This is a genomic window from Streptomyces sp. NPDC045695, from assembly GCF_056432025.1.
This window is the reverse complement of record NZ_JBWKJU010000003.1, coordinates 1-25,740: the sequence shown is the minus strand read 5'-3', so window position 1 is coordinate 25,740 and position 25,740 is coordinate 1. Positions and strand designations below refer to the sequence as shown.

22 protein-coding genes are annotated in these 25,740 nt (G+C 73.4%); 14 read left to right on the top strand and 8 right to left on the bottom strand.

Going from position 1 to position 25,740, the window contains the following annotated elements; all coding sequences use genetic code 11:
- Nucleotides 1–97 precede the first annotated feature (97 nt).
- Together AC07DU_RS06475 and AC07DU_RS06470 are read right to left on the bottom strand one after the other, a co-directional pair.
- Nucleotides 98–1,312, bottom strand: coding sequence for an LCP family protein (locus tag AC07DU_RS06475; RefSeq protein ID WP_479109954.1), 1,215 nt, complete (start codon nucleotides 1,310–1,312; stop codon nucleotides 98–100).
- A 223-nt stretch (nucleotides 1,313–1,535) separates the two neighbouring features.
- Nucleotides 1,536–2,285, bottom strand: a complete 750-nt coding sequence (locus tag AC07DU_RS06470) for a TIGR03089 family protein (RefSeq protein WP_479109952.1) — start codon at nucleotides 2,283–2,285, stop codon at nucleotides 1,536–1,538.
- A 139-nt stretch (nucleotides 2,286–2,424) separates the two neighbouring features.
- On the opposite strand from AC07DU_RS06470, the gene AC07DU_RS06465 reads away from it, so the two are divergent.
- The gene (locus tag AC07DU_RS06465; RefSeq protein WP_479109950.1) at nucleotides 2,425–3,825 is read left to right on the top strand and encodes a peptidoglycan recognition protein family protein; all 1,401 of its coding nucleotides are present in this window, start codon (nucleotides 2,425–2,427) and stop codon (nucleotides 3,823–3,825) included.
- A 143-nt stretch (nucleotides 3,826–3,968) separates the two neighbouring features.
- Nucleotides 3,969–4,970 (top strand): DNA-3-methyladenine glycosylase family protein, encoded by a 1,002-nt coding sequence (locus AC07DU_RS06460; protein WP_479028302.1) that lies wholly within the window; start codon nucleotides 3,969–3,971, stop codon nucleotides 4,968–4,970.
- A gap of 33 nt (nucleotides 4,971–5,003) precedes the next feature.
- On the opposite strand, the gene AC07DU_RS06455 is transcribed toward AC07DU_RS06460, so the two are convergent.
- From AC07DU_RS06455 to AC07DU_RS06445, 3 genes are all read right to left on the bottom strand, one after another.
- Complete coding sequence (locus AC07DU_RS06455) at nucleotides 5,004–6,260, bottom strand: coenzyme F420-0:L-glutamate ligase (RefSeq protein ID WP_479029030.1); 1,257 nt, start codon at nucleotides 6,258–6,260, stop codon at nucleotides 5,004–5,006.
- Between the two features lie 116 nt (nucleotides 6,261–6,376).
- On the bottom strand, nucleotides 6,377–7,336 hold the full coding sequence (gene cofD, locus AC07DU_RS06450; protein WP_360901179.1) for a 2-phospho-L-lactate transferase: 960 nt from the start codon (nucleotides 7,334–7,336) through the stop codon (nucleotides 6,377–6,379).
- 112 nt (nucleotides 7,337–7,448) lie between these two features.
- Complete coding sequence (locus tag AC07DU_RS06445) at nucleotides 7,449–7,943, bottom strand: cysteine dioxygenase (protein WP_360901176.1); 495 nt, start codon at nucleotides 7,941–7,943, stop codon at nucleotides 7,449–7,451.
- Nucleotides 7,944–8,585: 642 nt separating this feature from the next.
- Here AC07DU_RS06445 and AC07DU_RS06440 point away from each other — a divergent pair.
- From AC07DU_RS06440 to AC07DU_RS06430, 3 genes are all read left to right on the top strand, one after another.
- Nucleotides 8,586–8,849 (top strand): WhiB family transcriptional regulator, encoded by a 264-nt coding sequence (locus AC07DU_RS06440; protein ID WP_003983763.1) that lies wholly within the window; start codon nucleotides 8,586–8,588, stop codon nucleotides 8,847–8,849.
- A 270-nt stretch (nucleotides 8,850–9,119) separates the two neighbouring features.
- On the top strand, nucleotides 9,120–12,809 hold the full coding sequence (locus tag AC07DU_RS06435; protein WP_479109948.1) for a glycosyltransferase family 2 protein: 3,690 nt from the start codon (nucleotides 9,120–9,122) through the stop codon (nucleotides 12,807–12,809).
- A complete protein-coding gene (locus tag AC07DU_RS06430; protein ID WP_479109946.1) occupies nucleotides 12,806–14,290 on the top strand; it encodes a DUF5719 family protein in 1,485 nt (494 codons plus the stop codon). Before AC07DU_RS06435 ends, AC07DU_RS06430 begins: the two co-directional genes overlap by 4 nt.
- 91 nt (nucleotides 14,291–14,381) lie before the next feature.
- On the opposite strand, the gene AC07DU_RS06425 is transcribed toward AC07DU_RS06430, so the two are convergent.
- The gene (locus AC07DU_RS06425; protein ID WP_360901166.1) at nucleotides 14,382–14,858 is read right to left on the bottom strand and encodes a metallopeptidase family protein; all 477 of its coding nucleotides are present in this window, start codon (nucleotides 14,856–14,858) and stop codon (nucleotides 14,382–14,384) included.
- 93 nt (nucleotides 14,859–14,951) lie between these two features.
- Between AC07DU_RS06425 and AC07DU_RS06420 the strand changes: the two genes are divergently transcribed.
- The 8 genes from AC07DU_RS06420 (at nucleotide 14,952) to AC07DU_RS06385 (ending at nucleotide 23,219) form a co-directional block, all read left to right on the top strand.
- The gene (locus tag AC07DU_RS06420) at nucleotides 14,952–15,326 is read left to right on the top strand and encodes a DUF3499 domain-containing protein (protein ID WP_360901163.1); all 375 of its coding nucleotides are present in this window, start codon (nucleotides 14,952–14,954) and stop codon (nucleotides 15,324–15,326) included.
- A gap of 78 nt (nucleotides 15,327–15,404) precedes the next feature.
- On the top strand, nucleotides 15,405–16,775 hold the full coding sequence (locus AC07DU_RS06415; protein ID WP_453374023.1) for a phosphomannomutase/phosphoglucomutase: 1,371 nt from the start codon (nucleotides 15,405–15,407) through the stop codon (nucleotides 16,773–16,775).
- A 297-nt stretch (nucleotides 16,776–17,072) separates the two neighbouring features.
- Nucleotides 17,073–17,258: a Trm112 family protein gene (locus AC07DU_RS06410; RefSeq protein ID WP_030724745.1), complete on the top strand. Its 186-nt coding sequence runs from the start codon at nucleotides 17,073–17,075 to the stop codon at nucleotides 17,256–17,258.
- A 59-nt stretch (nucleotides 17,259–17,317) separates the two neighbouring features.
- Nucleotides 17,318–18,451, top strand: a complete 1,134-nt coding sequence (locus AC07DU_RS06405; protein WP_360901156.1) for an SIS domain-containing protein — start codon at nucleotides 17,318–17,320, stop codon at nucleotides 18,449–18,451.
- A 40-nt stretch (nucleotides 18,452–18,491) separates the two neighbouring features.
- Nucleotides 18,492–19,649 (top strand): mannose-6-phosphate isomerase, class I, encoded by a 1,158-nt coding sequence (gene manA, locus AC07DU_RS06400; RefSeq protein ID WP_479028286.1) that lies wholly within the window; start codon nucleotides 18,492–18,494, stop codon nucleotides 19,647–19,649.
- Nucleotides 19,650–19,759: 110 nt separating this feature from the next.
- Nucleotides 19,760–20,689 (top strand): cation diffusion facilitator family transporter, encoded by a 930-nt coding sequence (locus AC07DU_RS06395; RefSeq protein WP_360901150.1) that lies wholly within the window; start codon nucleotides 19,760–19,762, stop codon nucleotides 20,687–20,689.
- A gap of 321 nt (nucleotides 20,690–21,010) precedes the next feature.
- Nucleotides 21,011–22,447 carry an adenosylhomocysteinase gene (gene ahcY, locus AC07DU_RS06390; RefSeq protein ID WP_453289310.1) on the top strand — a complete coding sequence of 479 codons (1,437 nt, stop codon included), beginning with the start codon at nucleotides 21,011–21,013 and terminating at the stop codon, nucleotides 22,445–22,447.
- A gap of 151 nt (nucleotides 22,448–22,598) precedes the next feature.
- Nucleotides 22,599–23,219, top strand: coding sequence for a hypothetical protein (locus AC07DU_RS06385; RefSeq protein ID WP_479109944.1), 621 nt, complete (start codon nucleotides 22,599–22,601; stop codon nucleotides 23,217–23,219).
- A 4-nt stretch (nucleotides 23,220–23,223) separates the two neighbouring features.
- Here the strand turns inward: AC07DU_RS06385 and AC07DU_RS06380 are convergent, their stop codons facing one another.
- Nucleotides 23,224–24,159, bottom strand: coding sequence for an RDD family protein (locus AC07DU_RS06380; protein WP_479109942.1), 936 nt, complete (start codon nucleotides 24,157–24,159; stop codon nucleotides 23,224–23,226).
- Between the two features lie 111 nt (nucleotides 24,160–24,270).
- Here AC07DU_RS06380 and AC07DU_RS06375 point away from each other — a divergent pair, with 111 nt between their 5' ends.
- Nucleotides 24,271–25,278: a stage II sporulation protein M gene (locus AC07DU_RS06375; RefSeq protein WP_360901138.1), complete on the top strand. Its 1,008-nt coding sequence runs from the start codon at nucleotides 24,271–24,273 to the stop codon at nucleotides 25,276–25,278.
- A gap of 149 nt (nucleotides 25,279–25,427) precedes the next feature.
- On the opposite strand, the gene AC07DU_RS06370 is transcribed toward AC07DU_RS06375, so the two are convergent.
- Nucleotides 25,428–25,740: hypothetical protein (locus tag AC07DU_RS06370; RefSeq protein WP_479109940.1), on the bottom strand; the 313-nt coding region annotated here is incomplete at its 5' end.

Here is a 25,740-nt window from a genome sequence, read left to right as displayed (position 1 = left end):
TTCGGCCCCAAACCATGCTGGTGACAAATTCCACTCCCCTTATAACGGGTCGAAGCGCCCATCCCACTCGGTTCGGTCACCGCCTTTTGGGATTGCTTTACCGGCAGTCGGCGTTGCCCGCCGTGGTTCCGGTGAAGGTGGGGACGGGTGCGGGGGGCTCGGAACCGGTGGGCTCGGGGGCGGTCGGCTCGGGAGTGGCCGAGGACCGGGGCTCGGGCCGGGCCGAGGCCGCGGTCGCGGGCTTCGGCGGCGCGACCGTCACCGGCTTGTCCATCCGCAGCTGATCGAAGAGCCGCGCCGCGTCCGGCTCCACCAGCTCGTCCCGGTTCGGGTCGCCGGTGTACGGCTGCCGGGGCACGGTCAGGAACTTGACCTGCTCGGTCGGTATATCCCTCATGTCCCGTACGAGTTCATACAGGTCGCGCAGCGAGGCCAGCCCCGGGTCCGTGGTCACCGAGGACGTCGCCGCGTCCAGCAGCGGGTACAGCCGGGCCGGATTCAGCAGGACCCCGTTGCTCTTCACCTTGTCGACGAGCGAACCGAGGAACTGCTGCTGGCGCTCCATCCGTTCGGTGTCGCTGCCGTTGCCCAGGCTGTAGCGGGCCCGCACGAAGCCGAGGGCCTCCTCGCCCCGCAGGGTCTGGCGCCCGGCGGCCAGCTTCAGCTTGGCCTCCGAGTCGTTCATCGGCTCCTTCAGGCAGACCTCCACCCCGCCGATGGCGTCGACCATCTTCTTGAACCCCCCGAAGTCGATCACCATGTGGTGGTCGACCCGGATCCCCGTGAGCGTCTCGACCGTACGGATCGTGCAGGCGGCCCCACCCCACTGGAACGCCCAGTTGAACTGTGCGAACCGCTCGCCGGTGCGGCTCCCGTCCGCCGTCAGGCACGGGGGGATCCGCGTCATCAGGTCCCGGGGTATCGACACGGCGGTCGCACTCCTGCGGTCCCGCGGCAGGTGCAGCAGGATCGCGGTGTCCGAGCGCTGGGTGCCCTGGTCCTGCCCGTAGCGGGCGTTGTCCTTGCCGGAGCGGGAGTCGGAGCCGATCAGCAGGATGTTCTGGGCGCCGGTGGCCAGGTGCGCCGGGCGCTCGCGCTCGTAGCGCTCCAGCTCGGCCGCCGCCGAGGTGTCCTCGGTGATGTTCCCGTCGAGCTTGCTGTAGAGCCACCAGCCGGTGGCGGCCCCCGCCAGCACCAGGAGGGCCGCACCGAGGCCGATCCAGCGCAGCAGCCGACGCCTGCGGCTGGACGGAGGCCGCCGAGGGCCTCCGGCCGCCTGGGTGTCGCCCGGTATGCCTGCGCTGTCCCTCACCGGCGTCCGTCCCCTCGTCGCTAAGACTTCAGGTCGCCTCTCTCGGATCGGCAGCCGTACGGGTGGGCACGGCCACTGCCGATCCTGCCCCCGGGCCGCCTCGGCAGCCCGGGGGCAGGGGTGTGTCTAGGGCCATGCGGGTGACAAATCGCCGGTTTCCCGCAATGGAGCAGTGCGGGTGACGGTGACGAGGGCAGTGCGGGGTGACGGGGCCGCCGGGACCTCACACCGTATGGGTGACCCGCTCGCTCTCGATCCGCTGCGCCAGCGCCTCCGTCGAGAGCCGGTCCAGGTTCCGGCACAGCACCACGGACCCGCCCGCGGCCAGCGGACCGTACAGTCCGGCGCAGAGCCCCTCCCAGGTGTCGTAGCCGAGCCCGGTCAGCACCCGGCTGCCCGGGCCGATGCCGAGCTTCGCCGCCTCCTCGCGGGCGCGGGTCGTCAGCTGCGCGTACGAGAGCTCCTCGCCGCCGACGACCAGCCCGGGGCCGTCCGCGTCGACCGGGACGAAGGGCGCGAACCGGTCGCCCTGCCCGGGCACCTCCACCGCGTAGTCCGCGTACCCGGCCGGAGGCTGCGGGAAGCGCCCGCCCAGCGGCCGCAGCGCGAGCGCCACCCGCTCGCCGCCGCACGCCAGGCCCCGCTCCAGTCCGTCCGGCCCGCTGACCACCAGATCCGCGCCGGCCGGATCGCCGTCCACCTCGGCGACGACCCCCACCGAGGCGCAGGCCAGCAGCCAGACGGCGCTCTGCCAGTGCGCCGGGAGCAGCAGCGCGAGCCGGTCCCCGGGCTCGGCGCCCAGGTCGCCCTGGAGCAGATTGGCGGTCTTGGCCACCCAATTGGCGAAGGTCGCGACGGACAATTCGACGCGCTCGCCGGTGGCGTCGTCGTAGAAGGTGACGAGCGGGCGGCCCGGATCGGCGGCGAGCGCGGATCGCAGCAGGTCGGCAGGGGTGCGGTCAGTGGCGTTCACCCGGGACAGGGTACGCGGGCCCGTCCCCCGTACGGGGGCCGCCGGCTCGTCCGTACGGGGGAGGGGTACCGGCGGGCGGGCGGACGGGGCGTCAGTCCTCGGATGGCGGCCGGTGCCGCGGGTGCCCACCATCCTTTTCATGCGTGGATTCCTTGCTTCCTCGATCGGCGTCGCGACGGCTGCCGCACTGGCCCTGCCCGTCGCGCTCCCCACTTCGGCCCTGGCCGCTCCCGCACCGGGCGCGGTCGCCCCCGTCACCCCGGCCGGGTCCACCCAGTCCCTGCCGCTGGTCCCCCTGGGACCCGTGGCGGACCGCACACCCGGCGTCCCCGGCATGAGTTCACCCCGCGTCCCCGAGACGCAGGGCCTGCCCGCCCGCGAGGTCAAGACGTTCTCGCTGGTCGGCGTCATCTGGGACGACGTCACCACCGAGCTGCACGGCCGGGTCCAGGTCCGTACGCGCTCCACCCGGACCGCGACCTGGTCCGACTGGCAGGACCTCGAGATCCACAACAGCGAGCACGCGGCCGACCTCGACGCGGCGGAACGCGCATCGGGCCGCGTCCACGGTGCCACCGCCCCGCTGTGGGTCGGAGAGTCCGACGGGGTGGAGGTCCGCGTCCAGGCGGAACCGGGCGCCCCGGACACCCACGCGGCGGCCCGGCTGCCCTCGGGCCTGCGGATCGAGCTCGTCGACCCGGGCGCGGAACGGCCCGCCGCACCGTCCGACGGCAAGAACAGCGGCCCCGACGACGACGACAACGGCGAGGTGATGCCGCCCGGCATGACCATGGAGATGGCGGAGTCCTCCGCCGCGAACCTGCCGCACGCCCCGCTCGGCGCGAACGAGATCACCGAGCTGAACAAGGCCGACTCCACCGCCGACGCGATCTTCGCGAGCGACGGAGAGCTGACCCAGGCGGCCGCGCCCTACATCGGCCCGCGCCCGCGGATCGTCACCCGCAAGGGGTGGGGCGCGGACGAGTCGCTGCGCGAGACGGGCTTCGTCTACACGAACACGGTGAAGGCGGCCTTCGTCCACCACAGCGCCTCGGGCAACAACTACGCCTGCAAGGACGCCCCGGCGGTGCTCCGCAGCCTGTACCGCTACCACGTGCTCAGCAACGGCTGGCGCGACCTCGGCTACAACTTCGCCGTCGACAAGTGCGGCACGGTCTACGAGGGCCGTGCGGGCGGGGTCTCCAAGCCGGTGCTCGGCGCGCACACCATGGGCTTCAACACGGACAGCATGGGCATCGCCGTGCTCGGCACCTACACGTCCACGCCCCCACCGGCGGTGGCGGTCGACGCCGTCGCCCGCCTCACGGCCTGGAAGCTCGGCCTCTTCGGGCGGGACCCGCGCGCGAAGACGACCCTGAAGTCCGGCGGCGGAAACCTCTACCCCAAGGGCACGAACGTCAAGATGAACGTCATCTCGGGCCACCGCGACGGCTTCGCGACGGAATGCCCCGGCAAGCGCCTGTACGCCAAACTCCCCCCGACCCGCACGGCGTCGGCGAAGCTCCAGGGCCGCCCGTAGCCTCCGGCGGTCAGCAGCATCCCCGGCGCGCCGGGCCTCCGGCGGGGCTGTATTTAGCCCCGCCGGCGTTTGAGGCGCGGGTCCGGGCGGAGCCCGGCGGGGGAGGGGGCGGAGCCCCTGGGGTGCGGGGATACGCTCGACGCATGGCCGGCCGCTTCGTTCCCCCCCTCACCCGCACCGCCGTGCGCGGTGGGCGCACCGACGTGCCCGCAGGGCAGGGGCGGAGCGCGGCGGCCGGGGCCAAGGCGCGGGTGTGGGCGCCGGGAGGGCCCGTGGACCTCGGCCTCACCCTCGGCCCCCTCAGGCGAGGCTCGGCCGACCCCACCTTCCGCACCACCCCCGACGGGTCGGTCTGGAAGGCCAGCCAGACCCCCCTCGGCCCCGCCACCCTCAGGGTCTGCCACCCGGGGACGCAGGTGCGCGCCGAAGCCTGGGGCCCCGGCGCCGACTGGCTCCTCGAACGGCTGCCCGCACTGCTCGGCGCCGACGACGACCCCGCCGCCTTCGTCCCCCGCCACCGCCTCCTGCACGCCAGCCACCGCCGCCGCCCCGGCCTGCGCCTCACCCGTACCGGCCTGGTCATGGAGTCCCTGATCCCGACCGTCCTGGAGCAGAAGGTCACGGCCGACGAGGCCTACCGCGCCTGGCGCCGCCTCGTACGGCAGTACGGCGAGCCGGCCCCCGGCCCGCGGACGGTGGACCTGTACGTCATGCCCACCCCCCGCACCTGGGCCATGATCCCGTCCTGGGACTGGCACAAGGCCGGCGTCGACGCCAAGCGCTCCGCCACCATCGTGCGGGCCGCCCGCGTGGCGAACCGCCTGGAGGAGGCCGCCGCCATGGAGCTGGCGCAGGCCACCGCCCGGCTGGAGGCCGTCCCCGGCATCGGCCCGTGGACCTCCGCCGAAACGCTCCAGCGCAGCAACGGCGCCCCGGACGCCGTCACCACCGGTGACCTCCACCTGCCCGGCATCGTCGGCTACGCGCTCGCCGGCGACCGCGACGCCGACGACGCCGTCATGCTGGAGCTCCTCGCCCCGTACGCCGGCCAGCGGCACCGCGCCGCCCGCCTGATCCTCCTCGCGGGCCACGCCCCGCCCCGCCGCATGCCCCGCATGCCCCGCACCGACATCGGCCGGCTCTGAGCGGGCACGGCGAGCGGGGTCCGGGCCGGGGCCTCAGCGGACCTCGATGAAGTCCTCCGGGTCCCGCACCGCCCGCTCCGACGGAGCCGACGCGGGGTGTCCCACCGCCACCGCGCCCATCGGGTCCCAGTCCCGCGGCAGCCCCAGCACCTCGCGCACCACGTCCCGGCAGAACATCGTCGAGGACACCCACGCCGAGCCCAGCCGCTCCGCGGCCAGCGCGACCAGCAGGTTCTGCACGCCCGCGCCCATCGCGACCACGAACATCTCCCGCTCCGCCGCGTCCCGGCGGGCGTGCCCGTAGTGGTGCGCGCCGTCCGTCACCAGGCACGGCACCACGAGGTACGGGGCGCCGCGCAGCACGTCCCCGCGCCGCACCCGCTTCGCGATGGACTCCTCGGACTTCCCGTCGGCCCGCAGGTCCGCGATCCACGCGTCGCGCATCGCGTCCAGCAGTTCCCGCCGGGCCGACGCCGACTCCAGCAGCACGAACCGCCACGGTGTCGTGTGGTGCGGGGCGGGGGCGGTCACGGCCGCCGCCACCGCGCGCCGTACCGCGCCCGGGTCCACCGGGTCGTCGGTGAAGGCCCGTACCGTACGGCGCTGCGTCACGGCCTCCCGTACCGCCTCCGAGGTGCCCAGGCGGAACATGTCGTCGGCCGGGGCCCGGACCAGGTCGCGCGCCGACGAGCCCTCGCCCACCACGTGCGCCAGCCCGCGCACGACGGCCACCGGCGTCCCGGTCGCCTTGCCCTTGACCAGGTCGCCCGCGGCGGCCAGTTCGTCCGCGACGGCCACTATCGTCGCGCTCAGCGGGTTGCCGTGCGCGTCGGTGTTCCCGCGCAGGTCGTCCAGGACCCGTACGCCCGCCGCGCCGATCGCGACGTCGGTGAGCCCGGAGCGCCAGGGCCGCCCGAAGGTGTCCGTCACGACCACGCCGACGTCCACGGACAGGACGTCGCGCACCCCGTCGCGCAGGGCCGCGGCCGAGGCGTCCGGGTCCTCGGGCAGCAGCAGCACCGTGCCCGGGGCGGTGTTGGAGGCGTCCACCCCGGCGGCGGCCATCACCAGTCCCTGCCGGTTCTCGACGATCCGCAGCGCACCCCGCCGCGCGACCACCCGTACGGTCTCCGCGTCTATCGCCTCCTCGCGCGAGTCCGCCTCCACGATCCGGCCCTCGGCCTTGGAGACGATCTTCGAGGTGACGAGCAGGACGTCCCCGTCGCGCAGATCGGGCGCGGCCGCGGTGATCAGCTTCACCAGGTCGTCGCCCGGCCTGACCTCGGGCATTCCCTCCACGGCCCACACCTCGTACGAGGGAGCGCGCCCGCGGGGGGCCCGCTCGGGCGCTGCCGGTGCCGATTCCGGTGCCGCCGCCGGGGCCGAAGCCGCCGCCGTCGGCGCCGTCACCGGGACGCCTCCGCCAGTTCCAGCGCGGCCCGCGCCATCTGCGCGGTGGCGGCCAGGTCGGTCATCATCAGCGGCACCGCGCGGCAGGCGATCCCGGCGGCCTCCACCTCGGCGACGGCGTCCGCGTCGGCGGTGTCCACCAGCCAGCCGTCGAGCAGCCCGGTCCCGTAGTGCAGGGCGACGGCCGCGGCCGTGGACTCGACGCCCACCGCGGCCAGCACCTTGTCGGCCATGCCGCGCACCGGTGCGCCCCCCACGATGGGGGAAAGGCCCACGACCGGCGCCCCGGCGGAGGCCACGGCCTCCCGGATGCCGGGCACGGCGAGGATCGTCCCCACCGAGACCACCGGGTTGGACGGCGGGAAGAGGATCACGTCGGCGGCGGCGATGGCCTCCAGCACGCCGGGCGCGGGCTTGGCCTGTTCGGCCCCGACGGGTACCACGGCCTCCGCGTCCACCGCGGCGCGCAGCCGGACCCAGTACTCCTGGAAGTGGATGACGCGGCGCTCGCCGGTCCCGGCCTCGGTGATCGCGACGTGGGTCTCGACCCGGTCGTCGGTCATGGGCAGCAGCCGCACCCCGGGCTGCCAGCGGTCGCACAGGGCCTCGGTGACGGCGCTCAGCGGGTAGCCCGCGCCGAGCATCTGCGTACGGACGATGTGGGTGGCGAAGTCACGGTCGCCGAGGCCGAACCAGGTCGGTCCGACCCCGTACGCCGCGAGTTCCTCCTTGACGGTGAAGGACTCGTCGGCGCGGCCCCAGCCCTGGTCCTCGTTGATGCCCCCGCCGAGGGTGTACATCACCGTGTCCAGATCGGGGCACACCTTGAGCCCGAACAGGTGGATGTCGTCACCGGTGTTGCCGATGACCGTGATGTCCGCGTCGGGCACCGCCGACTTGAGTCCGGACAGGAACCGGGCGCCGCCTATACCGCCGGCCAGAACAACAATGCGCATGCAGGACAGTCTGTCAGCCGCAGGCTGCCGTTGAGGGGCGGTGGTCGGGCGACGGGTGGGACTGTCAGCCGCAGGTCGGGCCGACGGGCCGGACGTGCCGGTCCGCTCGGGGTCAGGCCGGTACGGACGCCGCTTCGGCCGGGGAGCAGGTGTGCATCGGCATCTCGGTCAGGCCGGGGAAGTAGACGTGCAGGCTGACGGCGCCTTCGAGGGTGTCGTTGACGACCTCGTGGGCGTAGCCCGGGGTGAAGACGCGCTGGGAGCCGGGACGGTGGGCGAGCGGTCCGCGGGCGGTGTGCTCGGTCAGCTCGCCTTCGAGCACGGTCAGGACGCCGGAGGAGGCGCCGTGGTCGTGCAGGCCGCTGCCCTGCCCCGGGACCCAGCTGAGCAGCCAGACCTCGTAGCCGGGGCCGGTGCGCAGCCGGTGGTACCAGCGGGTGGTGGCGTCGTACTGGACGAGGTGCTCCCAGGAGGCGCGGTCCTCGGCGATGGAGCGGGCGAGGCCGACGAACTCGGCGACGGTGGCCGGGTGTTCGCGGGCGGGCTGGAGGAGGTGCTGGACGGCGAGGATGTCGCCGGCGATCTGGAGGTCGCTGTCCTGGTTCATCGGGGTGTTCCTCGACGGGTGTCAGTCGCTCAGGGCGGTTGCTGGGGGAGTGGCCGGAGCTCACGGGAGCCGGGGCTCCACGGGCATCAACAGCAACAACAGCAACAGCGAACCTGGGCAGCGCACAGGAACCCACGAATGGGGGTCCGGGTGGCGGCTGCGGGCGCTGACATGCGAACAAGGAGAACGGCTCGTAGGCCGGACTGTCAACCCAATGTCCGCTTTGGGGGAAAAGTTTCACCTCATCCGGTTACCGCGCGCGGAGAAAGGTTTGTGCAGGCCGGGCCGGGGCACATGGCGCTGCACCGGGGTCGAAGCGCACGCGATCTAAACCAGGACCGCCATCTCGTAACCGGAATGTGATCTGCGCCGCTTCTCCGGCCGAATCGCAACCCCGTCCGAAAGCGGCGCGTCGATTGCTGGTGAGGCGGGCATCTCACGACGCCCGTTGCATGTGTCACGATTTTTGGCGATATGAACACTTTCTGCTTACGCTTGGTTCCGCAGAGTGAATAAGGCGCCCAATAGCAGACCTCGGCTTGACTGCGCCGGAGCCACGCACTTGTAATTTCACTCGTGTCGTTACGTAGCGATCAGTGACGACATGACCACGGGGACGCACAGACAGAGCGAGGGGCGCACATGACCGAGCTGTTTCAGGAACTGCTGGTCGAGGAGGCGGACGAGGAGCTCGGATGGCAGGAGCGCGCACTGTGCGCCCAGACCGACCCCGAGTCCTTCTTTCCCGAGAAGGGCGGCTCCACCCGCGAGGCCAAGAAGGTCTGCCTCGCCTGCGAAGTCCGCTCCGAATGCCTTGAGTACGCCCTCGCCAACGACGAGCGATTCGGCATCTGGGGCGGTCTGTCCGAGCGCGAGCGCCGCCGCCTGAAAAAGGCAGCGGTCTGAGCCGGCCGAAGCTCCACCGGCCGGGTAACCACCGCACATCGCACGACATATCGAGCCGCACGGCACGTACCCACAGAGCACCGCACACGGTCCGCCTCCTGCACCTTCCCCGCAGGAGGCGGACCGCTGTCTTGCCAGCCGTTAGGGTGGGGCGCTGTCCAGCAGCCTCCGGGGGAACACCACCCCCGGACCCTCCCCCCGACCGCTCCCCCGGCACCGCCGGGAGGGGCTCCCAGGGGGGACTCCCCAGGCCGGAGGGCCAGTAGCGCGATGTCCCTGCACAGCCAGTCGACGGCCTCCCACCAGGCCCCCGCCACACCACAGTTCCCCCGGCACGTCGTCACCGCGGTCCTCGTCGCCCACGACGGCGCCCGCTGGCTGCCCCGGACACTCGCCGGCCTCCTCGGCCAGGAACGCCCCGCGCAGGACCACATCGCCGCCGACACCGGCAGCGCCGACGAATCGGCGCGCCTGCTCACCGAAGCCCTCGGCGACGACCGCGTCCTGCACCTCGCCCGCCGCACCGGATTCGGTACGGCCGTGGAGGAATGCAGCCGCAGCGCGGGCACCCTCACCCCCGAGGACCTCCCGTACCTCAAGCGCCCCAGCGGCTGGGACCCCGTCAGCCGCACCTGGCGCGACGACGCGTACGACCTCCCCGACCTGCCGCACGGCGAGCCCGTCCAGTGGCTCTGGCTGCTCCACGACGACAGCGCCCCCGAACCCGACGCCCTCGCCGAACTGCTCCGCGTCGCCGAGGAGAACCCCGACGCCGCCGTCATCGGGCCCAAACTGCGCGGCTGGTACGACAAGAAGCAGCTCCTCGAAGCAGGCGTCACCATCGCCCGCAGCGGCCGCCGCTGGACCGGCCTCGACCGCCGCGAACAGGACCAGGGCCAGCACGACCAGATCCGCCCCGTCCTGTCCGTCTCCACCGCCGGCATGCTGGTGCGCCGCGACGTGTACGAGGACCTCGGCGGCTTCGACCGGCGCCTGCCCCTGATGCGCGACGACGTCGACCTGTGCTGGCGCGCCCAGAGCGCCGGCCACACCGTCCTCGTCGCCCCCGACGCCGTCCTGCGCCACGCCGAGGCCTCCGCCCGCGAACGCCGCACCGTCGACTGCGCCGGACGCACCAGCGCCAGCCCCCACCGCGTCGACAAGGCCGGCGCCGTCTACACGATCCTCGCCAACAGCTCCGGCCGTGCCCTGCCCTACGTCCTGCTGCGCGTCCTGCTCGGCACCGTGCTGCGCACCCTCGCCTACCTCGTCGGCAAGGCCCCCGGCCAGGCCGTGGACGAGCTCACCGGCCTGCTCGCCGCCCTGCTCCGCCCCGGCCGCATCCTCGCCGCCCGCAAGGCCCGGCGCCGCCCCGCCGTCCCCGCCGCCGAACTGCGCCCCCTGTTCCCCCCGCCCGGCGCCTCCCTGCGGGCCAACGCGGAACAGCTCGCCGGCTACTTCGGCGACGCCCGCGACACCGACGCCGCCCCCGCGGGCCGGCACGGCGGTGGCAGCATCCTCACCGCGCCCGGCGAAGAGGGCGACCACCAGGAGACCGAGCGCTTCGCCCGGCTCAAGCGGATCGCCGCCAATCCCGCGCCCCTCCTCTTCGCCGTGCTCCTGCTGGTCTCCCTCGCCGCCTGCCGCAGCCTCATCGGCGGCGGCTCCCTCATGGGCGGCGCCCTGCTGCCCGCACCCGACGGCGGACCCGACCTGTGGCGCGCCTACACCGACGGCTGGCAGCCCGTCGGCACCGGCTCCACCGCCGCCGCACCCCCCTACCTCGCCGTCCTCGGCGCCTTCGCCACCCTGCTGTTCGGCTCCACCCAGGCCGCCCTGACCCTGCTCCTCGTCGGGTCCGTCCCGCTCGCCGGCCTCACCGCGTACTTCGCCTCCCGGCCGCTCGTCACCTCCCGGCTCCTGCGCGCCTGGGGCGCCGTCGCCTACGCCTTCCTGCCCGCCGTGACCGGAGCCCTCGCCGGCGGCCGCCTGGGCACCGCCGTCCTCGCCGTCGTCCTGCCGCTCATCGCCCGCTCCGCCGTCGCCGCCTTCGCCCTCGGCGAGAGCGAGACGGGCGCGGGCAAGCGGGGCGGCTGGCGCGCGGTGTGGACGTACACGCTCCTGCTGACCCTGACCACCGCCTTCACCCCGGTCCTCTGGCCGCTCGCCGCCGCCCTCGGCGCCGCCGCGCTGTTCCTGCGACGCGCGCAGTGGAAGGCGTACGGGGCGCGGCTGCTCGCCACCCTCGCCGTCCCGCTCCTCGTGCTCGCCCCGTGGTCGCTCGGCCTCCTCACGCACCCCGGCCGCTTCCTGCACGAGGCCGGGCTGCCCTACGGAACCGGCTCCGCGAGCGCCCTCGCCCTGCTCGCCCTCAGCCCGGGCGGCCCCGGTACCGCCGCCGGACTCCTGCTCATCGGCGTCGTCCTGGCCGCCCTGGCCGCACTGCTGCGCACCGACCGCCGGTTCGCCGTCCGCACCGCCTGGGCCGTCGCCCTGGCCGCCCTGCTCCTCGCCGTGGTCCTCAACCGGACCGGCTGGGCCGGACCCGCCACCCTCGTCTACGGGCTCGCCCTCCTCGCCGCCGCCGCGGTCGGCGCGGAAGGCGCCAAGGACCGGGTCGCCGCCCGCAGCTTCGGCTGGCGCCAGCCGCTCGCCGCGCTGATCGCCCTGGCCGCCGCCGCGGGCCCGCTGCTCGCCGCGGCCGCCTGGCTGGTCGCCGGCGCCGACGGCCCGCTGGAGCGCCGCGACCCGGTGCAGGTCCCGGCCTTCGTCGCCGACGCGGGTGGGGACGACAACCAGACCCGCACCCTGATCCTCGACCTGGACGCGCCCGCCACCGTCTCCTACAGCCTCGTCCGTGGCTCCGGCGGCCGCCTCGGCGACGCCGAGATCACCGCACGCACGGGCGGCGACCCCCGCCTCGACAAGGTCGTCTCCAACCTGGTCGCCGGCTCCGGCGCCGACCAGTCCAGCCAGCTCAGCGCCTACGCCGTCCGCTTCGTGATGTTCCGCCCCGGCGGTCCCGAGGAGATCCGGCGGGTCCTCGACGCCACCCCGGGCCTGAGCCGGCGCCACCAGCAGGACGGCACCGCGCTGTGGGGCGTCGAGCCCTGGCTGCCGCGCGCCGTCATCGTCTCCGGCAAGCAGGGCGAAGCCCCCATCCCGGTCGCCGCCGGCCCCGTCGAGGCCCACGGCAAGATCCCCGCCGGTGAGGCGGGCCGCGTCCTGCGCCTCGCCGACCGGGCCGACGACGGCTGGCAGGCCACCCTCGACGGCAAGCCCCTCAAGCCCAAGACCGTGGACGGCTGGGCGCAGGGCTTCGAACTGCCCGCCGACGGCGGCCGCCTCGACCTCGTCCACGAGGACCCGCTCCTGCGCACCGCCTGGCACTGGGCCCAGGGCCTGCTCGCCCTGGTCCTGCTGGTGATGGCCCTGCCCGGCCGCCGCGCCCGGCTCGACGACGACCTGCCCGAGGAGGAGGCCGTCCTGCCCTCCCAGCCCGGCCCGGGCGAGGCCGGCGAGGGCCGCCGCGCCCGCCGCCTGCGCGCCGAGGCCGCCCCCGCACCGGCGGAGGCCGCGGCGGCCGCCGACCCGTACGCCCAGATCCCGGCGCAGCCGGTGTACGGGGAGGGGGCGTACGCGTACCAGGCCTACGGCGAGCAGGACGGCTACGCGTACGAACAGCAGCAGCCGGTACAGCCCGAGCAGCCCGTGCAGCCCGTCCCGTACGAGCAGTACGAGCAGTACCCGGCGTACGACGAGCAGGGCCAGCCGGGCCAGCAGGGCCAGAGCCACGGCCAGCAGGACCAGCAGGGCCACGACCAGCAGGGCCAGCAGGCCTACGAGGCCCCGTACCCGTACCCGGACCAGCAGCACTACCCCTACCCGTACGAGCCCTACGACCCGTACGACCCCCACGCACCGCACGACCCGCGTCCCGACGGGAGCCCCCAGCAGTGAAGCAGCGCGCACCCCTGACGCTGGCCGCCGTGACCGCGGCGCTGGCCACCCTCACCGGCGTCGCCGCCCTCACCGCGCCCGCCGCCGACGGCAAGGCGGCCGACGGCAAGGCGGCGGCCGGCGCCCGGATGCCCGTCGAGCGGTCCCTGCTCGTGTGCCCGGGGCCCAGCTCCTCGGACATCGCGGAGACCACGTACACGGCCTTCACCCCCGGCGCCCCCGCCGGAGAGGGCAAGGGCTCGGCCCGGCTGCTCGGCGCGACCAAGGACGCCAAGCCCGTGCTGGAGCCCAAGGAGCCCGGCAAGCCCGTCGGGGCCACCGCCAGCGGCGCCGACGCGCCCGCCCTCACGGGCAGCGCCGACGGGGTCCTCGCCCCCGGCTGGACGGCCCAGCTGACCACCAAGGTCTCGGTCGGCCGGGCCCGCGGCCTGCTCGGCGTCGGCTGCACCGCGCCCGGCACCGACTCCTGGTTCCCGGCCGTCAGCACGGCCAAGGGCCGCGAGGACTACGTACACCTCACCAACCCCGACGACGCCGCGGCCGTCGTCGACATCAAGCTCTACGGCCCCGACGGGATCGCCAAGCCCGACGCGAACGCCGGCGAGGGCATCAGGGTCGACCCCCGGTCCACCAAGACCGTGCTGCTCTCCTCCCTCGTCCCCGCGACCCAGCTGGCGGACGCCACCGCCCACGTGACGACCCGCGCGGGCCGCGTCGGAGCCACGGTGCAGGTCGGCGAGGAGGGCGTGGGAGCCGACTGGCTGCCCGCCTCCACGGACCCGGCGGGCTCCCTGGTGCTCCCGGGCATCCCGGCCGACGCCGCCTCCGTACGGCTCGTCGTCTTCGTGCCCGGCGAGGAGGACGCGGACCTCAAGCTGCGCCTCGCCGGACCGGGCGGCGCGATCAGCCCGGCGGGCAACGAACAGCTGCACGTCAAGGCCGGTATGACGGCGAGCGTCGACCTCAAGGACGTGACCCGCGGCGAGCCCGGCTCGCTGCTGCTGACCCCGACGGACCCCAAGAAGGCCGCCCCGGTGGTCGCGGCGGTGCGGGTGGTCCGCGGCAGCGGCGCCAAGCAGGAACTGGGCTTCGTCCCGGCCACCGGGCCGGTCGGTGTACGGGCGACCGTGGCCGACAACCGGCCCGAGGAGAACACGACCCTGCTGTCGCTGACGGCCCCGGGCGCCGACGCGAAGGTCAAGGTGACGGCGTCGCCGGGCACCGGCGGAGGTGAGCCGGCCACCCAGGAGGTCACCGTCAAGGCGGGCACCACGCAGACGCTGACCCTCGCCCCGGCGGGCGGCAAGGGCTCCTACGCCCTCACCGTCGAGACCCTCTCGGGCGGGCCGGTGCACGCGGCCCGCACCCTGACCCTCCCCCACGAGGGCATCACGATGTTCACGGTGCAGGGCCTCTCGGACGACCGCTCGACCGTCGCGGTCCCCAAGGCCGTCGAGGACCTCTCGGTCCTGACGAGGTGATCAGCCCCGCCGCATGAAACAGCCCCCCGGCGATTGAGGAGCGGGGGCTCGGGGGCAGCGCTCCGCAACGGCGCCGCCACCAGGCCTCCGCTCAGTCCTGCCCGTACCGCGGATCCACGGTCTCCGGCGACAGCCCCAGCAGCTCCGCCACCTGCTCCACCACGATCTCGTGGACCAGCATCGCCTTCTCGTCCCGCGTCTTGGCCCGGATCTCCACCGGACGCCGGAACACCACGATCCGGGCGGGCCGCCCGTCGCGGGACTCCGACACCGCGCCCAGGGGCACCGCCTCGTCGTTCCAGCCGCCGTCCGGGCCGCCGGGCGGCGGCGGCACGTCCCCGACCAGGAACTCCACCTCGGCGAGCTGCGGCCAGCGCCGCTCAAGCCGCTCCACGGAATCCCGTACGAGGTCCCCGAACAGCTCCGCCCGGCTCGCCGCGAGGGGCACCTGCGGAGGCGCCACCGGACCGCGCATCCCACGCCCGTGCCGGTCCCGACGACGCGGACGGGGCTCGGCCGGGGCCCCGGCGGGGGGCTCGGCGGGACGCGGAGGAAGGGGGCTGTCCATCACCCCCGCAGGGTAGCCCCGACCACGACACGGGGGAGTGAGGGGCGGTGGAGTCGTCGCGGCCCGGTCAAGAGTGCGGTACCGTCCAACGTCGTGAGCCTTGTACGTCGCTGTTCGCGCACCGCGTGCGGCCGCCCTGCCGTCGCGACACTGACGTACGTCTACGCCGATTCGACCGCAGTTCTCGGCCCGCTCGCCACCTACGCCGAACCACACTGCTACGACCTGTGCGCCGAGCACTCGGAGCGCCTGACCGCCCCCCGGGGCTGGGACGTCGTGCGCCTGTCCGACGGCTCCGGGCCGCCGCGCCCCAGCGGCGACGACCTCGAAGCCCTCGCCAACGCCGTCCGCGAAGCCGCCCGCCCGCCCGGCCGCGCGGCCGAGGCCGGAAGATCCGGCCAAGGTGGCCCCGCCACCGGCGAAACGCGGCGCGGACACCTGCGCGTCCTGAGATCGCCGGATTCCTGACGCTTCGATCGTCCGAAAAGCCCCTCCGGGTTCAGGGTAGGTTTGCTGAACCGCACGGAACCCTCAGGAGGGCAGGCAGTGGCCGCAGATCTTTCGAACATCGTCAAGGCGTACGACGTGCGCGGCGTCGTACCGGACGAGTGGGACGAGCCCCTGGCGGAGCTGTTCGGTGCCGCGTTCGTCGAGGTCACGGACGCTTCGGCGATCGTCATCGGCCACGACATGCGTCCCTCCTCCCCGGGCCTGTCCGCCGCCTTCGCGCGCGGCGCGGCGGCCCGCGGCGTGGACGTCACGCTGATCGGGCTGTGCTCCACCGACCAGCTGTACTACGCCTCCGGGTCCCTGGACCTGCCCGGCGCCATGTTCACGGCCTCGCACAACCCGGCCCAGTACAACGGCATCAAGCTCTGCCGCGCGGGCGCCGCCCCCGTCGGCCAGGACACCGGCCTCGGGCAGATCCGCGCGCTGGTGGAGAGGTGGTCGGACGAGGGCGCGCCGGCCGTCCCCGCCGGCACCGTCCCGGGCACGATCACCGAGCAGGACACCCTGACCGGCTACGCGGCCCACCTGCGCGGCCTGGTCGACCTGGCGGCGATCCGCCCGCTGAAGGTCGTCGTCGACGCGGGCAACGGCATGGGCGGCCACACCGTCCCCACGGTCTTCGACGGACTCCCGCTGGAGCTCGTCCCGATGTACTTCGAGCTGGACGGCACGTTCCCGAACCACGAGGCGAACCCGCTGGACCCGAAGAACATCGTGGACCTCCAGGCCCGCGTGCTGGCCGAGGGCGCCGACCTCGGCATCGCCTTCGACGGGGACGCGGACCGCTGCTTCATCGTCGACGAGCGCGGCGAGGGCGTCTCCCCGTCCGCGATCACGGCCCTGGTCGCGGCTCGCGAACTGGCCCGCAACGGCGGCGCCGGCACGGTGATCCACAACCTGATCACCTCCTGGTCGGTGCCCGAGGTCGTCCGCGAGCACGGCGGCACGCCCGTCCGCACCCGCGTGGGCCACTCCTTCATCAAGGAGGAGATGGCCAAGACCGGCGCGATCTTCGGCGGCGAGCACTCGGCGCACTACTACTTCAAGGACTTCTGGAACGCGGACACGGGCATGCTCGCCGCGCTCCACGTCCTGGCGGCCCTGGGCGGCCAGGACGGCCCGCTGTCGGCCCTGGTGGCCTCCTACGACCGCTACGAGGGCTCCGGGGAGATCAACTCCACGGTCGCCGACCAGGCGGGCCGCCTGGCCGCCGTCAAGGAGACCTACGGCGCCCGCGAGGGCGTGACCCTGGACGAGCTCGACGGCCTGACCGTCACGGGCCCGGACTGGTGGTTCAACGTCCGCGCCTCCAACACCGAGCCCCTCCTGCGCCTGAACGTCGAAGCCCGCGACGCGAAAACCCTCACCGAGGTCCGCGACGAGGCCCTGTCCCTCATCCGCGCCTGACCTCTCCACCACCGCCGGACGATCCAGCCCCGCCGGCGTTTGAGGCGCGGGGTCCCGGGGCGGAGCCCCGGCAGCGGCGCGGCACCCGCCCGGGCCGTTCCAGCCCCGCCGGCGATTGAGGCGCGGGGTCCGGGGCAGAGCCCCGGCACCCGCGCCGCCCCGGCCCGGGCAGCGACAAAACCCGACCCCGCCCGGGTCAGACCCCCCGCCACGCCCCGGCACGGAAACGGCAGACCGCAACGGAGTTGACTCGGCGGTAGGCTAACCACGCCCACCCGCATCCCGAAGGGAACCGCCATGCCGCTCGAAGCCGGACTCCTGCAGATCCTCGCGTGCCCCGCCTGCCACTCGCCCCTCCAGGACAAGTCGGCAGACGAGACGGCCCCCGAGCTGATCTGCACCGGCCAGGACTGCGGCCTCGCGTACCCGGTACGTGACGGCATCCCCGTGCTCCTCGTGGACGAGGCCCGCCGCCCCGCCTGAGCCACCGCACGCCACGAGACGCGCAGACTGGTTCCGTCACCCAACAGCCGGAGGCCGCCATGCTCGACGAGTCGCTCCTCGACGCCCCTGACGCTCTCGCCCGCATCGACCGCCGGGGCCTGCTCCGCGGTGCGGCCGAGGCCGGGGCCCGGGTCCGTACCGCGGCCCGGCACTCCACCGAGGCGGGCCTCGCCGACCTGCGTCCGGACGGCCGCCCGCGCGCCGTCCTGATCGCCGGGCCCGGCACCGCCGCCACCGGCGTCGCCGACCTGCTGGGCGCCCTCGCCGGCGCCTCCGCGCCCGTCATCCGGCTCGACCCCACCGGCGTCGCCCACGCCGCCGGCGCGCTGCGCTGGGCCCTGCCCGGCTGGGCCGGCCCCGTCGACCTGCTGCTCATCGCCACCACCGACGGCACCGAGCCCGGCCTCGGCGTCCTGGCCGAGCAGGCCTACCGGCGCGGCTGCACCGTCGTCGCCGTAGCCCCCGAGCGCTCACCCCTGAGCGAGGCGGTGGACGGCGCGCACGGACTCCTCGTACCGATGGCCAAGGCCCCGTACCAGGAGTACGACGAATCCGCCGCGGCCGGACCCGGCGCCCTCTGGGCCCTGCTGACGCCGCTCCTGCTGCTCCTCGACAAGGTCGGCCTGATCACCGCCGCGCCCGACACCCTGCAGCTCGTCGCCGACCGGCTCGACCGCACCGCCGAACGCTGCGGGCCCGCCATCGCCACCTACTCCAACCCGGCGAAGACCCTCGCCGCCGAGCTCGCCGACTCCCTCCCGCTCATCTGGAGCGAGGGCACCGGCGCCGCACCGGCCGGCCGCCGCTTCGCCGCCACCCTCGCCGAGCTCGCCGGCCGCCCCGCGCTGTCCGCCGTACTCCCCGAGGCGCTGCCCGCCCACGGCGTCCTGCTCTCCGGCGCCTTCGCCGCCGGAGCCGACCCCGAAGACTTCTTCCGCGACCGGGTCGACGAACCCCAGGCCCTGCGCGCCCGCGTCGTCCTGCTGCGTGACCGGCCCACCGGAGGCCTCACCGCCGCCCCCGCCGCGCGCGAGCTCGCCCTCAGCCACGACACGGCCATCAGCGAGCTCGAACCGGAGGAGGGCGTGGAGCTGGAGCAGCTCGCCGAACTCCTCGCCGTCACGGATTTCGCCACCGCCTACCTGGCGTTGGCCTCCGGGGGACACAGCTGAGGTAGACACACGCTGCCCGGCTCTATCCAGGAAGACGACGATGGACCGCCTGACCAACACGATCCGCCCCTACGCCTGGGGTTCCACCACGGCGCTCCCCACCCTGCTCGGTGTCGAACCCACCGGTGAGCCCCAGGCCGAGCTGTGGATGGGAGCCCACCCGAGCGCCCCTTCCCGCCTCGACCGAGGTGCAGGTGAAAGGGCGCTCTCCGAGGTCATCGCCGCCGATCCGGAAGGGGAGTTGGGCGCCGCGACCGTCGCCCGGTTCGGCCCCGGGCTGCCCTTCCTCCTCAAGATCCTCGCCGCGGGCGCCCCGCTCTCCCTCCAGGTCCACCCCGATCTGACCCAGGCCAAGGCGGGGTTCGAGGACGAGGAGCGCCGCGGCGTCCCGATCGACGCGGGCCACCGCAACTACAAGGACCCCAACCACAAGCCCGAAATGCTCTGCGCCCTCACCCCGTTCGAGGGGCTGTGCGGCTTCCGCCCGCCGCAGCAGGCCGCGGAGCTGATCGAAGGCCTCGGCGTCGACTCGCTCAAGCCCTACGCGGACCTGCTGCGGGCCCACCCCGAAGACGCCGCCCTGCGCGAGGTGCTGACCGCCGTACTGACCGCGGACCGCACCGAGATGGCCCACTCGGTCACCGAGGCCGCGGCCGCCGCCGACCGCCTCGGCGGCCCGTACGTCCCGTACGCCTCCCTGGTCCACCACCACCCGGGCGACCCGGGAGTGATCGCGGCCATGCTCCTGAACCACTTCCGACTCCAGCCCGGCGAGGCCGTGTTCCTCGGCGCGGGCGTCCCGCACGCCTACATCGACGGCCTCGGCGTCGAACTGCTCGCCAACTCCGACAACGTGCTGCGCGCCGGGCTCACCCCCAAACACGTGGACGTGCCCGAGCTGCTGAAGATCACCGACTTCGAGTGGGGCGACCCGCACGTGCTGCGCCCGGAGGGCGACGGCGAGGAGGTCTACGAGACCCCCATCGACGAATTCCGGCTGTCCCGCTTCCTCCTGGCCCCCGGCGGCGCCCCCCGCGTCCTGCCGCAGGGCACCCCGCAGATCCTGCTCTGCACGGAAGGTTCGCCCCGCGCGGACGAACTGACCCTGAAGCCCGGCGAATCGGTCTTCGTACCGGCGCACGAAAAGGTCGAACTGTCCGGAACGGGCACCGTCTTCCGCGCCACCGTCGTCGTCTGACGCCGCGCCTGCCCGCGCCTGCCCGCGCGCGCCCGCGCACTGCGGTGAACTTCCGCAGCTGCAACAATGTACGGCCGGACGTCAGCGGCTAGGAAGGACACTCAGCACCTATGAGCGCGTCGGGCGGTACCAGGGCGATCGTGGCGGCACTCGCTGCCAACCTCGCCATCGCTGTGGCCAAATTCGTGGCATACCTCTTCAGCGGCTCCTCGTCGATGCTCGCGGAAAGCGTCCACTCGCTGGCCGACTCCGGGAACCAGGGACTGCTGCTCCTCGGCGGGAAGAAGGCCCAGCGCGAGGCCACGCCGCAGCACCCCTTCGGTTACGGGCGCGAGCGCTACATCTACGCCTTCCTCGTCTCCATCGTGCTGTTCTCCGTCGGTGGCATGTTCGCCATCTACGAGGGCTACGAGAAGATCAAGCACCCGCACGCGATCGACGCCTGGTACTGGCCGGTCGGCGTGCTGGTCTTCGCGATCATCGCCGAGTCCTTCTCCTTCCGCACGGCCATCAAGGAGTCGAACGAGACCCGGGGCAAGCAGTCCTGGAAGGACTTCATCCGCACCGCCAAGGCCCCCGAGCTGCCCGTGGTCCTGCTGGAGGACCTCGGCGCGCTCGTCGGCCTGGTCCTGGCCCTCGCGGGCGTCGGCATCGCCCTCATCACCGACAACGGGGTCTGGGACGGCATCGGCACCCTGTGCATCGGCGTCCTGCTCATCGTGATCGCGATCATCCTGGCCGGGGAGACCAAGTCCCTGCTGCTCGGCGAGGCGGCCGGGACCGCCGAGGTCGAGAAGATCAAGGCGGCCGTCGTCGACGGCGAGACGGTCACCGGCCTGATCCACATGCGGACCCTGCACCTGGGCCCGGAGGAACTGCTGGTCGCCGCCAAGATCGCCGTCCAGCACGACGACACCGCGGCCGAGGTGGCCCGAGCCATCAACGCCGCCGAGGCCCGGATCCGCGAGGCCGTCCCGATCGCCCGCGTGATCTACCTGGAGCCCGACATCTACCAGCCGGCGGCCGCGGACGCGCGCTGAGACGGACGCCCGCCGGGACGGACACACGCGAAGGCCCCGCGACTCGATCGAGCCGCGGGGCCTTCGCGCACCCGGACGCGCGTCCGGCCGGCCGGATCTCCCCCGGAACCCCCGGGATTGCCCGTCCGACTGGGGCAGGCTCCGCCGATCGGTGTAGATTCGTCGTCAGTGTCAGGCGTCGCTGCTGATGGCGGGTCGGGCGGTCCTTGCGACCGGCCGAGGGGAGAGAGGACCCCCGACGGACTGTGCTCGGTGTCCCGTCCCCAGGACGGCGCACGGACCAGCCGTACCCACCCTCTCGAACCATGAGGAGCAGCACCCATGGACTTCAAGGTCGCAGACCTCTCCCTTGCCGCGTTCGGCCGCAAGGAGATCACCCTGGCCGAGCACGAGATGCCGGGTCTGATGTCGATCCGCGCCGAGTACGCGGCGACCCAGCCCCTGGCCGGCGCCCGCATCACCGGCTCGCTGCACATGACCGTGCAGACCGCCGTCCTCATCGAGACCCTCGTCGCCCTCGGCGCCGACGTCCGCTGGGCCTCCTGCAACATCTTCTCCACCCAGGACCACGCGGCCGCCGCCATCGCGGTGGGCCCGAACGGCACCCCGGAGAACCCGCAGGGCGTTCCCGTCTTCGCCTGGAAGGGCGAGACGCTGGAAGAGTACTGGTGGTGCACCGAGCAGGCCCTGACCTGGCCGAACACCCCCACCGGCGGCCCGAACATGATCCTCGACGACGGTGGTGACGCCACCCTCCTCGTCCACAAGGGCGTCGAGTTCGAGAAGGCCGGCGCGGCCCCGGACCCGTCCACGGCGGACTCCGAGGAGTACGCGTACATCCTCACCCTGCTCAACCGCACCCTCGGCGAGAACCCGCAGAAGTGGACGCAGCTCGCGTCCGAGATCCGCGGCGTGACCGAGGAGACCACCACCGGTGTCCACCGCCTCTACGAGATGATGCAGTCCGGCGACCTGCTCTTCCCGGCGATCAACGTGAACGACGCCGTCACCAAGTCGAAGTTCGACAACAAGTACGGCTGCCGCCACTCCCTGATCGACGGCATCAACCGCGCCACCGACGTCCTCATCGGCGGCAAGGTCGCGGTCGTCTGCGGCTACGGCGACGTCGGCAAGGGCTGCGCCGAGTCCCTCCGCGGCCAGGGCGCGCGCGTCATCGTCACCGAGATCGACCCGATCTGCGCCCTCCAGGCGGCCATGGACGGCTACCAGGTCGCGACCCTGGACGACGTCGTCGAGACGGCCGACATCTTCATCACGACCACCGGCAACAAGGACATCATCATGGCCGCCGACATGGCCAAGATGAAGCACCAGGCCATCGTGGGCAACATCGGCCACTTCGACAACGAGATCGACATGGCCGGCCTGGCCAAGGTCGAGGGCATCGTCAAGGACGAGGTCAAGCCCCAGGTCCACACCTGGAAGTTCCCCGACGGCAAGGTCCTGATCGTCCTCTCCGAGGGCCGTCTGCTGAACCTCGGCAACGCGACCGGCCACCCGTCCTTCGTCATGTCGAACTCCTTCGCGGACCAGACGCTGGCCCAGATCGAGCTCTTCACGAAGCCCGAGGAGTACCCGACCGACGTCTACGTGCTGCCCAAGCACCTCGACGAGAAGGTCGCGCGCCTCCACCTCGACGCCCTCGGCGTCAAGCTCACCACCCTGCGCCCGGAGCAGGCCGACTACATCGGCGTCAAGGTCGAGGGCCCGTACAAGCCGGACCACTACCGCTACTGATCCGACCCGCGGCAGACCAGCCGTAGCAGAATGTGAAGCAGGCCCCCGGCACGTGTGCCGGGGGCCTGCCCCGTACGCCGGACCGCAGCCCCGGCTCCAGCCCTCGCCCCCAGCCCTCGCCCCAGCCCTCGATCCCAAGAAGTGTGCGCACATGCCCCGCGGCCGCTACTCGCTCCACGACCCGCACGATCACACCCCGCTCGGCGAGGAGCACTTCCACTGCGCCCCCGGCCCCTCCGGCTGGCGCTACGTCTCCCAGCTCACCGGCCCGGGCGGCGACCACCGCGGTTCCGTCGACCTCGCGATCGACGGGCTCGGCCGCCCCATCCGCCTGGAGGTCAACGCCGCGAGCTGGCAGGTCCGCGGCGCGGCCATCGACGGCGTCACGTGGGTCCGTACCGATCCCACCGGCACCACGGCCACCGAGGGGAACATCGCCGCCCCCGGCTTCACGGGCACCTCCCCGGCCTTCCTCGTCGCCACGTCCCGCCTGCTGCGCCTGACCCCCGGCGCCCCCGCCACCCGCGTCCGCCTCCTCGCCCTCACGGACCCGGTCCTGGCCCCCCGTACGGTCGACCAGGCCTGGGCCCTGGTGGCCCGCGCGGAGCACCCCACGGACAGCGGCCCGCTGGTGGTGGACGAGTACCAGGTCAGCGCCCTGGACACCGGCGAGGTCCATACGGTCCACATCGCCGGGGACGTGGTCCTCTCGGCCCCCGGCATCGAACTCGAACACCTGGAGACCCCGCCCTCCGCCTTCGAGGAGCAGTGACCCCTCAGGCGGGCGGCGCGAACCCGCCCGCGCGCGGAGCCTCGGCGGCCGCGGCGGGCGCGGCGGGCGCCACGGGCGCGGGCGGCGCGGCGTAAGCCACGGGCACCGGCGCCTGCCCCGCCCCGGGCAGCGCTCCCGGCCCCGGCCCCGGCCCCGGCCCCGGCACCGGCCCGGACACGGGCGCCGGAGCGGCGGGCCTGAAGGCCCGGGCGGCGTCGCGCGACTGCCGTTCGTGCACCACGGCCATCAGGAACGCGGCGGCCGGTACGCCCACCGGCGGCGGCGCCCCCGTACGCAGCACCAGATCGTCCGCGAGCCGCGCCGCCATCGCGGCACCCACCTGCGGATCCAGCTGGTTCATCCGCGTGAGGTACTGGCGGATCGCCAGCCACAGCCCGTCCGGCACCGCCGACAGATCCAGCCCCGTGAACCTCCCGGCCAGCCACGGCGGCGGCGGGGGCACCGGCATCACCCGGGCGCCCGGCACCCGCTCGCGGACCACAAGCGTCCCCGCGAACACGTCCCCGAGCCGCCGCCCGCGCGCCGACACCAGCGAGGCGATGCACGCCACCGACCCGAAGGTCATCATCAGCTCCACGACCCCCATGGCCCCGCGCACGAGCGCGTGCCGGAACCGGATCGGCCCGCCGTCGTCCCGCACCACCCGCAGCCCGCAGGCCAACTTGCCCAGCGACCGCCCGTGGGACAGCGTCTCCACCGCGATCGGCACGCCCACCAGCAACAGCAGAAAGCTCGCCACCGCCACAGCGGCCTGCGCGGCGTCGTCGAGCGAGGCCGTCGCCAGGGTCAAGCCGATCGAGACGAGCACGTACCCGGTGACGTACACCGCCAGGTCCAGGAGGATCGCCAGCGCGCGGCTCGGCAGCCTCGCGGGCCGCAGCCCCAGGACGACGGCGTCCCCCGTCACCAGATCGCTCACCACAGCACCTCTCATGTGACCTGCCCCCGCCCGTACGGCAACCAGTCTGCCAAGCTGACCACACGAGGAATAGGCAGTAGCAGGGGACCTGGGCAGGGGAGCGGCAACCGGATGGATCTCGACGTCTTCGTGACGGCACATCGCGCGGAATGGGACCGCCTGGAGCAACTCCTGGCCCGCGGCCGCAAGCTCACGGGCGCGGAGGCCGACGAACTCGTCGCGCTCTACCAGCGCACCTCCACCCACCTGTCGCTGATCCAGTCCAGCGCCCCCGACCCGATGCTCACGGGCCGGCTGACCCAGCTGGTCGCCCGCGCCCGCGCCACGGTGACGGGCACCCGCCGTGCCAGCTGGCGCGACGCCGCGCTCTTCTTCACCGCGGGCTTCCCGGCCGCGGTCTACCGCAGCCGCCGCTGGTGGATACCGACCGCACTGCTCTCCACGGCGCTCGGCGTGCTCATCGGCTGGTGGATAGCCACGCACCCCGAGGTCCAAGGGGCGATCGCGGCCCCGGAGGACCTGAAGGCGCTCACGCAGCCGGGCGGCCAGTACGAGACGTACTACTCCAGCCACCCGGCGGGCTCCTTCGCCGCCCAGGTCTGGACGAACAACGCCCAGGCGGCGGCGATCTGCCTGGTGCTGGGCGCCTTCCTCGGCCTGCCCGTGCTGTGGATCCTCTTTCTCAACATGGCCAACCTGGGCGTCGGTCTCGGACTGATGGCCGCCGCGGGCCGCCTCGACGTCTTCCTCGGCCTGATCCTCCCGCACGGCCTGCTCGAACTGACGGCGGTGTTCGTCGCCGCCGGCACGGGCCTGCGCCTCGGCTGGACGGTCATCGACCCGGGCCCCCGCACCCGCCGCACCGCCCTCGCCGAACAGGGCCGCGCCGCGCTCGGCATGGCCATCGGCCTGGCCGTGGTCCTGTTCGTCTCGGGCCTGATCGAGGGCTTCGTGACCCCGTCGGGCCTCCCCACCTGGGCGCGCATCACCATCGGCGTCGTGGCCGAGGCGGCCTTCCTGCTGTACGTCTTCGTCCTGGGCGGCCGGGCGTCGCGCGCGGGCGAGGTGGGCGACGTCGAGGCCGCTGACCAGACGGCGTCCCTCCCGACCGCGGCCTGATGTGCGTACGGGGCGGGTGAGCTGCTAGTCTCCTCGTCGTCCCGGAACGACTGTTGACATCGTCGCCACGGGGAGGTAGATTCAAACGGTTGCCTCGAACTGGACAAGTTCGGCAGCGATGGTTTAAACTCTCTCTCACCCCATACGGATCACATCATTCCGCGGGGTACATCCGATTCATCATTCAGGAATTCGAACCGGGAAATCCGGTGGAAAACCTCTGATAGAGTCGGGACCGCCGGAAAGGGAAACGCGAAAGCGGGAACCTGGAAAGCACCGAGGAAATCGGACACGAAAGAGTCTGATAGAGTCGGAAACGCAAGAACAGAACGAAAGCCCGGAGGAAAGCCCCAGCCAATGTCGCTGCGGGTGAGTACAAAGGAAGCGTCCGTTCCTTGAGAACTCAACAGCGTGCCAAAAATCAACGCCAGAAGTTGATACCCCGTCCACTTCGGTGGATGA

Excerpts from the sequence above, each read along its gene's own strand:
- AC07DU_RS06465 (WP_479109950.1), top strand. The coding sequence starts at position 2,425 with ATGCGTGGATTCCTTGCTTCCTCGATCGGCGTCGCGACGGCTGCCGCA.
- AC07DU_RS06460 (WP_479028302.1), top strand. The coding sequence starts at position 3,969 with ATGGCCGGCCGCTTCGTTCCCCCCCTCACCCGCACCGCCGTGCGCGGT.
- AC07DU_RS06455 (WP_479029030.1), bottom strand. The coding sequence starts at position 6,260 with ATGCCCGAGGTCAGGCCGGGCGACGACCTGGTGAAGCTGATCACCGCG.
- cofD (WP_360901179.1), bottom strand. The coding sequence starts at position 7,336 with ATGCGCATTGTTGTTCTGGCCGGCGGTATAGGCGGCGCCCGGTTCCTG.
- AC07DU_RS06445 (WP_360901176.1), bottom strand. The coding sequence starts at position 7,943 with ATGAACCAGGACAGCGACCTCCAGATCGCCGGCGACATCCTCGCCGTC.
- AC07DU_RS06440 (WP_003983763.1), top strand. The coding sequence starts at position 8,586 with ATGACCGAGCTGTTTCAGGAACTGCTGGTCGAGGAGGCGGACGAGGAG.
- AC07DU_RS06435 (WP_479109948.1), top strand. The coding sequence starts at position 9,120 with ATGTCCCTGCACAGCCAGTCGACGGCCTCCCACCAGGCCCCCGCCACA.
- AC07DU_RS06425 (WP_360901166.1), bottom strand. The coding sequence starts at position 14,858 with ATGGACAGCCCCCTTCCTCCGCGTCCCGCCGAGCCCCCCGCCGGGGCC.
- AC07DU_RS06410 (WP_030724745.1), top strand. The coding sequence starts at position 17,073 with ATGCCGCTCGAAGCCGGACTCCTGCAGATCCTCGCGTGCCCCGCCTGC.
- AC07DU_RS06405 (WP_360901156.1), top strand. The coding sequence starts at position 17,318 with ATGCTCGACGAGTCGCTCCTCGACGCCCCTGACGCTCTCGCCCGCATC.
- manA (WP_479028286.1), top strand. The coding sequence starts at position 18,492 with ATGGACCGCCTGACCAACACGATCCGCCCCTACGCCTGGGGTTCCACC.
- AC07DU_RS06395 (WP_360901150.1), top strand. The coding sequence starts at position 19,760 with ATGAGCGCGTCGGGCGGTACCAGGGCGATCGTGGCGGCACTCGCTGCC.
- ahcY (WP_453289310.1), top strand. The coding sequence starts at position 21,011 with ATGGACTTCAAGGTCGCAGACCTCTCCCTTGCCGCGTTCGGCCGCAAG.
- AC07DU_RS06385 (WP_479109944.1), top strand. The coding sequence starts at position 22,599 with ATGCCCCGCGGCCGCTACTCGCTCCACGACCCGCACGATCACACCCCG.
- AC07DU_RS06375 (WP_360901138.1), top strand. The coding sequence starts at position 24,271 with ATGGATCTCGACGTCTTCGTGACGGCACATCGCGCGGAATGGGACCGC.